At 48.1% G+C, this 12,676-nt stretch carries 12 protein-coding genes; 10 read left to right on the plus strand and 2 right to left on the minus strand.

Features of this window, described 5'->3' with window-relative positions; all coding sequences use genetic code 11:
- The first annotated feature begins 5 nt into the window (after positions 1 to 5).
- From F1593_RS07220 to F1593_RS07255, 8 genes are all read left to right on the plus strand, one after another.
- On the plus strand, positions 6 to 2,453 hold the full coding sequence (locus F1593_RS07220; RefSeq protein ID WP_149400887.1) for a DUF4129 domain-containing transglutaminase family protein: 2,448 nt from the start codon (positions 6 to 8) through the stop codon (positions 2,451 to 2,453).
- 141 nt (positions 2,454 to 2,594) lie between these two features.
- Positions 2,595 to 2,957, plus strand: a complete 363-nt coding sequence (locus F1593_RS07225) for a hypothetical protein (RefSeq protein ID WP_149400888.1) — start codon at positions 2,595 to 2,597, stop codon at positions 2,955 to 2,957.
- A gap of 175 nt (positions 2,958 to 3,132) precedes the next feature.
- Positions 3,133 to 3,339 (plus strand): hypothetical protein, encoded by a 207-nt coding sequence (locus tag F1593_RS07230; RefSeq protein ID WP_149400889.1) that lies wholly within the window; start codon positions 3,133 to 3,135, stop codon positions 3,337 to 3,339.
- A gap of 278 nt (positions 3,340 to 3,617) precedes the next feature.
- A complete protein-coding gene (locus F1593_RS07235) occupies positions 3,618 to 4,574 on the plus strand; it encodes an ABC transporter ATP-binding protein (RefSeq protein WP_216368804.1) in 957 nt (318 codons plus the stop codon).
- A gap of 25 nt (positions 4,575 to 4,599) precedes the next feature.
- A complete protein-coding gene (locus F1593_RS07240; RefSeq protein WP_149400890.1) occupies positions 4,600 to 5,430 on the plus strand; it encodes an ABC transporter permease in 831 nt (276 codons plus the stop codon).
- A 103-nt stretch (positions 5,431 to 5,533) separates the two neighbouring features.
- Positions 5,534 to 6,514, plus strand: a complete 981-nt coding sequence (locus F1593_RS07245) for a GNAT family N-acetyltransferase (protein WP_172631934.1) — start codon at positions 5,534 to 5,536, stop codon at positions 6,512 to 6,514.
- A 178-nt stretch (positions 6,515 to 6,692) separates the two neighbouring features.
- A complete protein-coding gene (locus tag F1593_RS07250; RefSeq protein WP_172631935.1) occupies positions 6,693 to 7,316 on the plus strand; it encodes a GNAT family N-acetyltransferase in 624 nt (207 codons plus the stop codon).
- A gap of 36 nt (positions 7,317 to 7,352) precedes the next feature.
- Positions 7,353 to 7,610 (plus strand): hypothetical protein, encoded by a 258-nt coding sequence (locus F1593_RS07255; protein ID WP_149400893.1) that lies wholly within the window; start codon positions 7,353 to 7,355, stop codon positions 7,608 to 7,610.
- 12 nt (positions 7,611 to 7,622) lie between these two features.
- On the opposite strand, the gene F1593_RS07260 is transcribed toward F1593_RS07255, so the two are convergent.
- Both F1593_RS07260 and smpB read right to left on the minus strand, forming a co-directional pair.
- Positions 7,623 to 8,003 carry a VOC family protein gene (locus F1593_RS07260; protein ID WP_149400894.1) on the minus strand — a complete coding sequence of 127 codons (381 nt, stop codon included), beginning with the start codon at positions 8,001 to 8,003 and terminating at the stop codon, positions 7,623 to 7,625.
- Positions 8,004 to 8,011: 8 nt separating this feature from the next.
- Positions 8,012 to 8,515, minus strand: coding sequence for an SsrA-binding protein SmpB (smpB, locus tag F1593_RS07265; protein ID WP_149400895.1), 504 nt, complete (start codon positions 8,513 to 8,515; stop codon positions 8,012 to 8,014).
- A 407-nt stretch (positions 8,516 to 8,922) separates the two neighbouring features.
- Here smpB and F1593_RS07270 point away from each other — a divergent pair, with 407 nt between their 5' ends.
- Both F1593_RS07270 and F1593_RS07275 read left to right on the plus strand, forming a co-directional pair.
- Positions 8,923 to 11,256, plus strand: coding sequence for an MMPL family transporter (locus F1593_RS07270; protein WP_149400896.1), 2,334 nt, complete (start codon positions 8,923 to 8,925; stop codon positions 11,254 to 11,256).
- Positions 11,253 to 12,368 (plus strand): lipocalin-like domain-containing protein, encoded by a 1,116-nt coding sequence (locus tag F1593_RS07275; RefSeq protein ID WP_149400897.1) that lies wholly within the window; start codon positions 11,253 to 11,255, stop codon positions 12,366 to 12,368. The genes F1593_RS07270 and F1593_RS07275 overlap by 4 nt, the downstream gene beginning before the upstream one ends.
- Positions 12,369 to 12,676: the final 308 nt, after the last annotated feature.

The following is a 12,676-nucleotide window of genomic DNA, read 5'->3' on the forward strand; positions in this document are numbered from 1 at the left end:
ACGTCATGCGCAATGCGGCGATTGATCGTCTCTCCAAAATTCTCTCCGATGATCCGGAGCAGAATGGTGACAGGCGAGCGTTTAACTGGTCTGATGTAAGTTTGTCTTTGTATCAACGTGAAGGATGGTTCTCCCTCTTTCTGTTAGCGCTCATTGTTTATTGCGGTATCTGGTGTATTCAAGCGAATGACTGGGTTGATAATTCAGGCGCATTATCATTAACGGCCCTGGTAGGGATACTGTATGGTACCTGGTCGGTCAAACAGCGTTTTTTCGCAGCCTGGTTGGTGTATAGCATGGCGGCTGTCATTGGCCTGTTGCTCATTGTGTGGCAAATATCCATAACCTTCTATGGTGGAAGCTTGCTCGGAGAGTTGCAAGGTATCGGGCTATGGTTTATCTGGCTGGTAACCGGACATACCAATGAAGATCCAGCACTCTACTTTATGATTATTCTGCTTCTGGGATATCTATTAGCGTATATTAGTGCTTTGTTACTGTATCGCTGGTGTTTGCCCTGGTTGCTGGTAGCTATGAACGGGGTTGTGCTTGTTCTCAGTCTTAACGGTTTGAATCAGGCATATGTCTTCTTCCTCTTCTTGTTTTTAGCAGCTTCATTATTGTTATTACTTCGTTTTAATCTGTATACCTCAACTCAACGTTGGGAAGGACAGGGATTGCATTATGCCGATGATTTAGGCTGGGGATTTATGCAGACGGGTATTGTGATCAGTCTGGGTATTATCTTGCTGTCCGCGCTCTTGCCTGCTGATTATGAAGAAATGCATCTGGCGCAAATCTGGAGCTCCCAGACTCCTCTGGGACTATTAGCGAATGCGTTGGATCGAGGTAGTAATGCGGGCATTAGTGAGAATGCTCCTAATCCTGGCAATTTTACTGATAATCTGGTACTGGGTGGAAATCCTCATCTCAATAATGCCGTTGTTTTCAAGGTGAAAGTTGACGCTTCACAACCACAATATTTGGCGCTTGTGTCCTATAACACATATGATCATGGTTGGTCCATTTCTGGCTCAAATCAAAATTATCATATCGGTGCCAATACATTGTTAGCAACGAATGATCAGAAGACGTATGCGGTGACGCAAGATATCACTGTTGTGACACCTCCGGGGGAGCAGCAGCCATATCTGGTGGGAGCGTCGGATGTCGTGAAGGTATCTGTAGCGGCTAATATTCTGGATGGAAGTGGGGGTATTGTTACCTGGTTAGGGGAAAAGAATTTGCAGCCGAATACGCACTACACAGCGGTTTCCGCTGTTTCCTCTGCGGATGTTTCAATGCTGCGTTCAATACCCATGCCTGCAGATGCTCCCAGCTATAGACTGACTAACTCTCCTGATGCACAGGCACCAATTGAATATTTCGTGCCCTCCATCGTACAAGATTTCACACAAATGCCAACATATCTGAAAACTGATAAGCAGATCGCGGCCCTGACCCGGAGTATTGTGTCGCAGGCTCATGCGACAACGATGTATGATAAGGCCGTTGCTCTCGAAACGTATTTACGTACCCATTATAGCTATAGCACGGACATTCATCCTCCTCTGGGTGAAGATCCGATTCTCTGGTTTCTCTTCGACAATAAGCAACAGAATGGGTATTGTAATTACTTTTCAACTGCGATGGCATTGATGGCTCGTTCGCTGGGTATTCCTGCGCGTGAGGTCGCTGGTTATGCTCCTGGAACCTATGATAGTCCCAATGATCAATATATTGTGCATGGAATGGATGCACACTCCTGGACACAGGTTTATTTCGCAGGCTATGGTTGGGTGAATTTTGAGCCTTCGGCTAGCTTTAAGACTTTTGTGCGTCCATTGCCTGATCAAAGTATTGGGAGTAGCTCGTCGATTACTGGCGCAGGAGGTGGAATAACTCCCGCGCAGGCGCAAAAGGCCAGGAACCGCAATATTGATCAGCCCGAAACTGGTGGGAGTGGAGCAACCCACAGACAGCAGGCAGCATCCCTCTATAATCCCTTGAATATTACAATAGCCTGTCTGCTGCTATTGTTACTGCTGGCTTCTGGCAGTTTTTTTCTGTGGTGGCAGCGTTTATTCAAGAGCCATAGCCTGGCGACTCAACTTTATGGGCGTGTCTCTTTGCTAGCGGGTTGGGCCGGTATCAGACGTCAAAGCTCGCAAACTCCCTACGAATATGTGCAGCAACTTTCCTCTACGGTGACGTATTTGCGGGATGATGCACAACTTCTGGAACAATTAGCCGATGTGTATGTTCGCGAACGCTGGTCTGATCCCAACAGCAGCGATTATCTACAGCATAGTGGCGAAATTCATGAGTTGCCAGCGTTATGGAGGCAGATACGCTTGCATCTATTTGCATATCTGCTGAGACATCCTGTATTCTTGCGTTGGATACCTGATAGGATGATAGTTCTGTTGAAACGCATGCGCAAAAAACAGTAGAACTTCGCATGGGAGCCGACACAAAAAAGGCTCCCATTGCTTGACCTAATGTCTTCGTTCTCGTACACTATAGCTTGCGGCCTCCTGTCCTCTAAACTGTAGGCTGCAATTTCTATGGTTGTTGTTCGATAGGAGGAATTTATGTCTAATATGGAACTGGTGAATTCAGAGCAGGTGCTCATTCCCCTTGTAATCCCTGAGAAATTTGATATTGTTATTCCAGGTGCTCCCCCTGTACGTTTACAGACGCTTGATCTGGCTCGTCACGTTGCCGTCGCACCGGATGGCAAAGATTTTGTGGTCGCGACGTTCACAGACACAAATATGGGCCGTACTATCGTGACGGCTGTCTTCCCACTGCAGGGGCACTATCTGACGCTGGTGCGTTTGCCTGTATGTGAATATGAGACCGATGATCCCGAAGTGGCGATTCAGCGTCATATCACTCTTGTTCAGGCTATCCAGCAAGGGCAGCTAAAAGCGTATGTGAAGAAGAATCAATAGACGCATGTGTTCTGGTATCGTAAAATTGCTGTGATATTCCCTTGACAATTCACAACTCTATTCCGTATACTTGAATTGAGCGGAGATTGCAGGTGTAGTCTCCCTATGCATTATAGTATTGTACGCAACTAAAAGTATCTTTTGAACCGAAATCTAATGAAAGGAGATGGCGAGCATGATAAACAATCACACATTCTTCGTTGCGGTAACACGCGGCGCTCAAGGCTATCGTGATTCCGTGTTTCATGCTATGCCAGCAGCCATGCTAGAAAAAAATTTCTGTGGCAGCGACGGTTTCCGAACCGCTTTACTGCGTCCTGTGGCCAGTGGCATCAGTGTGCCCATCTCCTGGGGAAGACCACCTGATATAATTTACAGGTGAGTCAAAACATTAAAACCCCCTCGACCGTGGGCACTGGTGAAGCGAAGCTTCCAGTCTCACGGTTTTTTATTGCCCTTTTTATCAATACCTTAGTAGTTGGTTAGAGGAAGATGTGATGAGTCACAACGTGGATGCTTATCCGTAAGCTATGCTGGACTCTCGTTAGCAGGTACAGCCATGCGGCTGTACTAATGAGCAATGTGTTTATCGATGATCTGGTCTAAGCTAAAAGTACCTGCGAAAGACCAGATTATGATGAAGGAGCAATTCTCTTGGCTATACCTGATTTGGTGCCAGCACCACTATTGAATACGATTGCGATTGATCCAACCAGTGATGCCATTGTCATTGCTGGGGCAACAAAAGTTTTTAAGAAATCACGTCCTTTATTGAGTCGTTTGCGTCAACACAAAGGGAATGTAGAGGACGAGCGTAAGCGGAACGTACTGGCTGTTGATCATATCGATCTGACGGTCAAGCGGCGTGAGATTGTGGGAATTCTGGGGGCCAATGGCTCTGGAAAATCCACACTGATCCGCATGCTTTCAACATTGCTGATTCCTGATGAGGGTTCCGTCAGCATCTTTGGCTATGATGTGGTGAAGGATGAGGCTACGGTACAGCGTTTGATCAATCGTGTGAGCGTGGAGGCTTCGTTTTTTAAAAAGTTGTCGCCAATGGAAAATTTGTTGTATGCCGCACGCCTCTATAACATGAGCGGCGCAGATGCACGCAGGCGTATTCGAGCTATCCTGACGCGCCTGGGTATTAAGCCCGAGCGCATCGATGCACCCCTTGAGGATATGTCTCGCGGTATGCAGCAGAAGGTGGCAATCGCACGTGCCTTTCTCACGTCACCTATCGTTTTGTTGTTGGATGAGCCGACGACTGGCCTGGACCCGCGCTCAAAAATTGATGTGCAGCATTTTGTGAACGAGCTACGGGATGTTCATGATGCCACCATCTTGATTACGACACACGATATGGATGAGGCTGATGCCCTCTGTGATCGGGTTGCGATTATCGATAAAGGACGGATTGTCGTCTCTGGTGATACTGCGACGCTTAAGCGTGCCGTGGCTGACCTGCGTGGATTGAGTGAACCCGTCTCGATGAATGATGTCTTTATGCACTATACGGCGTCCCATCTGATTACTGAAGAGGATGTGCAACGCTATGGAAGCTGGGAGAAAGCCTTCGAGGCGCTGGAAGCGCAACGCGAAGAGGAAGAATAAGAAGAATAAAGAGAAAGGCCTGTTAATGTCTGCACTGATCCATCAGGCACGAGCCAGCTACGCATTTTTTGAACGCAACTGGAACTTAACCAGGCGCTACTGGGCCTGGGAAATTGTCTGGCTGGTCTATAACGTCGCGAATGCGCTCTCAATTACCTTTCTAGGGGCAAGCGCTCAGAGTTGGGGCGGCAAAGGTATCGATACAAACCGCCTTATTTTGTATCTCTTGATTGGCACGTCTGTCTGGTCATATCTCAGTGTGACCTTTGAAGGTGTGACTGATCTGATTACCATGGAGCGCTGGGAAGGGACGATTGAATATACATTTATGGCTCCGATCTCACGCTTTACGCATCTGGTGGGTAGCTGCTGGTATGCGATTGCGCATGGTCTGCTGTTTACTTTCTTGCAATTGCTGGTCGTCGGATCCTTCTTTCATCTCGATTTAGGGAAGGCCAATTATGGCACAGCCATCTTTATGCTCTTGATTGGCAGTGTCTCGTTTATTGGCTTTGGTATTGCGGCATCGGTGCTCCCGTTGCTCTTTACCGAGCGTGGCTCTCAGATGTCTTATATCGTGCGTGCGTTGCTCTTGCTGGTTTCTGGTGTCTACTATGACATCCATGTGATGCCCGCCTGGATGCAGCCATTGGCACAACTCTCGCCTGCTACCTATGTCTTGACAGGCTTGCGCGCCGGTATTCTCGATGGGGCTCCTATCTGGTCTCCTATTGTGTGGAATAGCACCTGGCCGTTGATCATTATTGGCCTGTTAAGCGTACCGCTTGGTATTTATATCTTTCATATAGCAGAAAGATATGCCAAACGTACAGGAAAGTTGAAACGCAACGGTTAAAGGCTGCCTGTTATCGAGAAAGGCTCTGTCCTGCCGAGGAAGAGCCTTCTCCTCTCATATTGAAATGGATAAGGATATGTCATTAGAGCAAAAGAATATACCTATGAAAAAATATACATTGCGCCGTCCGACCTGGGATGATTTTCAGGCTATCTATGAAGTGATCAACGCTAGCCGCTTCAACGTTACGGGTGTGCATGAAACGACTGAAGAAGAGGTACGCTCTCGTTTATCGGCACCTCATCTTACTCTGGCAACTGAAAGTTGGGTCGTGGAGTCTCCAGAAGGGCAGGTAGTTGCCTTTCAAGTGGTAGAGCAGATTGAGCATGCACGCTTATTTGTCAATGGTGATGTCCATCCTGATCATCTTGGTCAGGGAATTGGCATGCTACTGTTGCAAGCAGCCGAGCAGTGGGCACAGGAACAGGTGCAATTGGCTGTTCCTGATCTCCGGGTTGTGTTAAATACGCCAGTGAACAAGCAAAATACGCGCAAGCAGCATTTGTTTGAGCGGCATGCTTATCAACCTTCCCGGCCTTTCTGGCGGATGGGGATCGAGTTGACAAGCGCGCCAGTCGAGCCACGATGGCCTGAGGGCATCGAGTTGCGCACCCTTGCTGATGATCACACCCCAGAGCGTTTGTATGCGGTTTATGAGGCTGATCAGGAGATCTTCCAGGATCATTGGGGCTATGTCCGACAGCCTTACGAAGAGTGGAAACATTGGGCTGTGAGAAGCGATGTTTTTGATGCCTCACTATGGTTCCTGGCTCTGGCTGGCGACGACATTGTTGGTATTGGCCTCTGCGCTGATGAGCAGGAGGCGGGGGCCTGGGTTCATGCGTTGGGTATTAAGCGCTCCTGGCGGCGGAGAGGTCTGGCGCAGGTGTTATTACAGTACGCTTTTGGCGAGTTTTATCGGCGCGGACGACAGCGCATCTTTTTGAATGTTGATGGAAAAAGTCTGACTGGCGCAACGCGCGTCTACGAACGTGCAGGTATGCATGTCGTACGAGAGACAATGCACTATGAGAAGGAGCTACGAGCTGGTAAGGAGTTGAGTACCCAATCGTTAGAGTTGTAGCGACAGGGGAAATATCCACCTGCCAGGCTCATGTCTCCATGGCACCCGCCTGTGATCGTATTGGTCCGTTCCGTGACCAACACGATCACAGTGATGAATAAATGGAGCATACAGTATGGTGATCATACGTTTACATACTTTATCATCCCGCGTACCTAAGCTGCAGGATGCAGCGGCTGTGGCTAGATTAATATATATATGCGATGAGGATGCCTTTAAGCCAGGAGAGAATGGGGAGGAGACACTGAAAGCTTCCTGGCAACAGCACTATTTTTGTTTGTCATCCGACGCCTGGATGATTGTGGCGAAGCCCGATGAATTAGTTGGCTATGCTGATGTTCGGCCGGAGCCTGATTCGGCCTTTCAGGCGTTTATACAGACACTCTATGTCCATCCTAAATATCAGAATCGGGGCATTGAGACGCTATTGGTGCGGCTTGGTGAAGAGCGTGCCAGGCAACTGTCTACACAGGCTTCGTCACGGCTGCGTATTGCTGTCAGAAGCGACAATCGTTTGTTGAGTGATACAATACAACTTGAGGGATATCAACTGGTACGGCAATTTTTGCGCGTGAATGTTACCAGAGCGCAACTTGCTTTGCAGACGCTTGGTGCAAGTGCTGAACAGATTACACTGGATGTTGCTTTACCATTGGCTAATGGGAAAAACACACTATCAGAACAGCGAAGGTTGGCTGTCTCTACCGTCACGCAGTATGATATCTATGAAAAAGTTTCAGGTACAGGCAGCATGCAAGCGGTGGAGCAAGTTTCTTCTCTCCAATGTACGCTTGTTGGATGAGTCGAAAGCAAGCATGAAAAAGATAGAGTTGTAGCTATGACAAACGCCAGAGTCCCTGCTCTGGCGTTTTGTATGAGAGGAGTGGACACTATTGTGATATTCGCGGTAACGGTTTTTATGCTGATAGGTGCTGCGCTGGCAGCCAGCACCAGTAGTATGAGACTACTGCTACTGGTGCTATTATTAATTGCAATTATTTTAATTGTTGCTGGAGCGGCAATTGCATTATTGACAGTCTATAAGGATCGGAAGTGGCGTGCTACTCATCAAGATAAATCTTTGTTTGGTAAATAGTCCAGATTGAACTTATAGCGTTGTCTGATCCAGAGATTGAATAAATTCCAGGCGATTCCCAAAAGGATCGCGCGTTTCAAAACGAGCATAGCCGGGAATAGGTATACCAGTGAGCATCTGAAAGCCATGTGCCTGCAATTTTTGTTGCCAGAGAGCAATATCGGTGACATGATAGGCAAGATGGGCTTTGGTACTGGTGCGTTCAAAGCCATCCTCCACGCCGACATGGACCTGTCGATCCCCAACCTGGAGCCAGAAGCCTCCGCGTCCTTTAAGTGAGTCTGGCTTCTCAATTTCAGGGAGACCGAGCAAGTGGCAATAATAGTGCCGTCCTTGCTCTTCAGCCCCGATGGGTATTGTAATCTGTGCGTGATGCACGCCAATAATAGACATTAATCCACTTACCTTCCTCGTACAATTCTTTCCATATCGCGCTGTACATCGCGTTTAGCAATAGCTTCACGTTTGTCATACAATTTTTTACCACGACAGAGTCCAAGCTCAATCTTGGCACGCCCGCCTTTGAGATAGAGCTTGAGCGGTACCAGGGTCAGACCTTTGGTGGCGACACGAGCTAGTAACTGATCAATTTCTCGGCGATGCAGGAGCAATTTGCGTGTGCGTGTGGGTTCGTGGTTGTTGCGGTTGCCATGATCATACGTCGCGATATTAGCATTTTCCAGCCAGATTTCATCTTTACGCGCCATCGCATAGGCGCCACGCAACTGGACATGTCCATCACGAATCGATTTGATTTCAGTTCCGAGCAATGAGATACCCGCTTCGACGGTTCGTTCTACTTCATAATCATGATATGCCTGCCGGTTGACACTGATGATTTTGACTGGCACGTGGTTGCTGCTCTGGGGGGCAGTTTGTTTTTTTGTGGAGGCTGTTTTCGCCATAGAAAAACTCCTTCTAATGAAAGGACGTTAAACTGCTGCATATTATGCTTTTCGTAATCTACGACACTATGCGCGTGTATTGAGGCAAGCCTTGCTGTTTTGATTGTCCGATCTCTCGCTAAACGGCTTGTTTGGTAGTTACTGATGCAGCAGGAACACTGCTTTGCAGGTTGCTCATTTTTGCTGTATGTTTTGACTATAATGGGATGAATCTCTTTCACAGCAGAAAGAGTAATGATTATCGGATAGCGTCATAATTATATCACAACCCGTACTCCCGGCCTGTTCTACGCTGCTGAGAGCAGACTGAAGCAGCATTACCCCTTCTATCGAGGAGTATCGTCATACAACTGGATGCCAGGAGTTTGTTCCCTATTTCTTTCACTGTGTTAGAGAAAGGCTTTGCTATGTTTTACCGTCTAGGCAAATTTGCCACCCGTCATCGCTGGTTGATTATTGGGATGTGGGTACTTGCCGCGGTGCTTGCTCTTCCATTTGCCCCTCGCGCAGGACAGGTCCTCCAGTCGGGAGGATTTGAAAGCCCTGATTCTGAATCGCAACGGGCGATTGATCTTCTTACGCAAAAGCTCCATGTGAGCGATAATATTGTACAAATCCTTTTTACCAGTAAACGTTATTCTGTCGTCGATCCCCAATTTTCTCAGGAGGTACAGCAAGCGCTGACTCATCTGCGCACCTGGCCTGAAGTTGCGGGTGTTGCTTCGTTTCTTGATAATCCACGTCAGATTTCGGAAGATCGGCATGCGGCATATGTCAATCTGCAAATGAAAGGGGACGCGAATACAGCGGCGAAACTGCTTCCGGATTTTGAGAAGCGCTTGCAGAAGGTTCCTGATCTTCAAGTGAGTGTGGGTGGTGGCCCGGTTTTTTATAATGATATTCAGGTTGTGAGCGAGAATGATCTGCGCCGTGCTGAGATACTAGCTTTCCCTTTTGCTATTATCGCATTGTTATTTATGTTTCGTTCAGTTGTGGCTGCGGTGCTACCAGCGCTGGTAGGCGGCTTTGCAGTGGTGGTTTCACTGGCTTTAATCTTTGGCTTGGGGCATCTGACGCCGCTCTCAGTCTTTGTTCTCAATATCACAACCTTGTTTGGTCTGGGACTGGGGGTAGATTACTCGCTCTTTATGGTGAGCCGTTTTCGCGAAGAGATCGCCAGGGGGAGAAATATTGAGGAGGCGGTGTCCATTACGGTTGCGACGGCGGGGCGAGCCGTTGCTTTTTCTGGCCTGACCGTCACGATTGGTTTATTTGGCTTGACCTTTTTCCATATCAATATGCTGCACTCGGTGGGCCTGGGCGGTATCCTGGTGGTGATTCTGGCTGTGACAGCGGCATTGACATTGTTACCAGCCCTCTTGGGATTATTGGGCTTGCGTGTCAATGCCTTTCCGGTACGGATACCACGCTTAGGACGACATGGCTTTGTCTTTAACGCGCATGCGGTAGAGGGAGAGATTGATCCACATCATGGTTTCTGGTATCGGCTCTCTCACTTCGTTATGCGCTATCCTTTGTGGGTCTTTTTCCCGGTGCTTATCTTATTGATTAGTTTTGGGATTCCTTTCTTAAGTGTTCGCTTCTCGGCTCCCGATGCATCGATTCTGCCTGCCTATGTGCCATCTCGTTCGGCCTATGATCTGCTGACCCAGCGTTTTAATCAACGCGAAACCACACCTATTCTGATCGCCGCGCAAACGAGAGGCAATGTCCTGACGCCTGAAAATATCCAGAATCTCTATTATTATGTCAAACGTATCAAGGCTGATCCGCATGTCGAGCGCGTAGATAGCATTGTCAGTGCCGATCCTCGTTTCTCATTGGCCCAATATCAACTGCTCTATGCCCATCCACAACTGATCACTGATCCCTATCTGAGTGCTTTTTTGAAGTCCTCTGTGTCAAGAAATACGCTATTGATTGAAGTGATCAGCAAGTATGGGATGGTTGATCCGCAATCGCAAGTACTGGTCCAGACCATTCGCAATACCGATCCTGGGCATGGCATCTCGGTACTGGTGGATGGTGGTACAGCGGGGAATATCGATTATGTTAGTTCACTCTATAGTGATTTTCCGCTCGCGATCCTGATCGTGTCATTGACCACATATATCGTATTACTCTTGCTCTTCCGTTCATTGCTTCTGCCCCTCAAAGCGATTGTCATGAACACACTTTCGATCCTGGCGAGTTATGGTGCCCTGGTCCTGATTTTTCAGGATGGTTTCCTGCACCAATGGCTGAACTTTACTCCCCTGGGATTTGTGGAAGCGTCGAGTCCTATTTTGCTCTTTTGCACGATCTTTGGCCTCTCAATGGATTATGAAGTCTTTCTGCTATCGCGTATTCAGGAGGGTTTCTGGCAGACTGGGGATAACCGGCAGGCTGTGGCACTCGGTTTACAGCGCAGTGGCGGTATCATTACCAGTGCAGCGGTCATTGTAATCGTTGTAAGCGCCTGCTTTGCAACCGCTGATATGATCCTGGTGAAGGCTGTAGGCGTCGGTATGGTCCTGGCTGTAGTAATTGACGCAACGCTGGTCCGAGGGCTACTGGTGCCCGCGACAATGCGTTTACTGGGCTCGTGGAACTGGTGGTTACCTTTTATTGGGATTCAACGTCGTCCGCCAGCGCTGGCAGAGTATAGCGAGCCTGTTGGCATCGTAACAATGACAACCGCTACGAATGAGACAGATATGCAGGTAGGAGGTAAGCTATGAGCATATGGTTGCGTACAAAACACTATGGGGAATTTGGTCTCTGCTTGCTCTTGACTGTTCTTCTCTCCGCGTGTGCTTTTCCTGGTTTAAGTACGACGAATGCTACTTTGCCGCAGGTCAGCCAGCATGAGACACAACCTGCTCTACCGCCGATCCGCTTTCCTCAGGATGAAGGAGCCCACGATAAACTGACCGAATGGTGGTACTATACGGGGCATATGCAGGCTACAGATGCAGCAGGCAAACAGCATACCTATGGATTTGAACTGGTGATTTTCCAGGCACAACGCAGTAATCTACCACCTGTTTATCCTGCGCATTTCGCGATCAGTGATATTACGCGTGGCGAGTTTCACTATGATCAACGTATCATTACACAATATAGCGGGACCCTTCCCAATGGACAAGCAACACAGGGTATTAATCAAAGGGTAGATGATTGGTCGATTCAAGGCTTGAATGGCAAGGATCATTTGATTGCTGCTATGCAAAATTATGCCATCAATTTCCATTTAAATGCTTTAAAGCAACCCACATTGCATAATGGCACCGGTTTGATCACCTATGGATTGGGTGGGTATTCTTACTATTATTCCCGCACACGTATGGCGGTAGGTGGCACGCTCGTTGATCATAATCAAACCTTACAGGTGACCGGTACCGCCTGGATGGATCATCAATGGGGCAATTTTTTGAGTCTTGGTGGTGGTGGTTGGGATTGGTACAGCATCCAGTTAAATAATAACACAGAGATTATGCTCTACTTTATTCGGGATACTACTGGCAAGACCATTTCAACCTACATTGGTTATACCGATGCTGCCGGGAATGCTCATGTATTGCCAGCGCGGTCTCTCAAAGCCACTGTACTGGATAAATGGACCAGTCTAACGACAGGGATCACCTATCCTTCAGGCTGGCGTATTAGCATCAATGATCCTCAACTCCAGGTCACCCTGACCATTAAGCCTTTATTGAAAAACCAGGAGCTTGTGGTAGCAAATTCTACTGGCAATATCTACTGGGAGGGAGCCGTGAGTATCAATGGAGCAAGTAGCGGACACGCGCTTAATGGGGAAGGTTATGTTGAATTGACTGGCTACCATAAATAGAAAACGTTGCCCCGTTCCCATGCTGGACGGGGCTTTTTCTTGCGCGTGTACTGTTTACCAACTCCAGCAGAATGTTCTAATGGCAACAAAATAAGCAATTGTGATACCCCCAGGCGGGTAAAATCCCTCTGCTTCTTCACCAGATGATAGGAAATATGCTTAAGAGTGTGTCAGCCTCCCACTACCAGCGGGATCTTGCTGCTCACCTGCTGGCAGGCGCGTGCGCGCCTGCGCCCTTTTTATTGTGTAGTGCAGGAAAAGTGCTGTGCACTTTTCCTGCACTACACAATAAAAAGATGTTTGAGCAC

Source organism: Dictyobacter arantiisoli (genome assembly GCF_008326305.1).
Taxonomy (GTDB): domain Bacteria; phylum Chloroflexota; class Ktedonobacteria; order Ktedonobacterales; family Ktedonobacteraceae; genus Dictyobacter; species Dictyobacter arantiisoli.

Coding starts and splice junctions, on each gene's coding strand:
- F1593_RS07220 (WP_149400887.1), top strand. CDS start 6: ATGCGCAATGCGGCGATTGATCGTCTCTCCAAAATTCTCTCCGATGAT.
- F1593_RS07225 (WP_149400888.1), top strand. CDS start 2,595: ATGTCTAATATGGAACTGGTGAATTCAGAGCAGGTGCTCATTCCCCTT.
- F1593_RS07230 (WP_149400889.1), top strand. CDS start 3,133: ATGATAAACAATCACACATTCTTCGTTGCGGTAACACGCGGCGCTCAA.
- F1593_RS07240 (WP_149400890.1), top strand. CDS start 4,600: ATGTCTGCACTGATCCATCAGGCACGAGCCAGCTACGCATTTTTTGAA.
- F1593_RS07245 (WP_172631934.1), top strand. CDS start 5,534: ATGAAAAAATATACATTGCGCCGTCCGACCTGGGATGATTTTCAGGCT.
- F1593_RS07255 (WP_149400893.1), top strand. CDS start 7,353: ATGACAAACGCCAGAGTCCCTGCTCTGGCGTTTTGTATGAGAGGAGTG.
- F1593_RS07260 (WP_149400894.1), bottom strand. CDS start 8,003: ATGTCTATTATTGGCGTGCATCACGCACAGATTACAATACCCATCGGG.
- smpB (WP_149400895.1), bottom strand. CDS start 8,515: ATGGCGAAAACAGCCTCCACAAAAAAACAAACTGCCCCCCAGAGCAGC.
- F1593_RS07270 (WP_149400896.1), top strand. CDS start 8,923: ATGTTTTACCGTCTAGGCAAATTTGCCACCCGTCATCGCTGGTTGATT.
- F1593_RS07275 (WP_149400897.1), top strand. CDS start 11,253: ATGAGCATATGGTTGCGTACAAAACACTATGGGGAATTTGGTCTCTGC.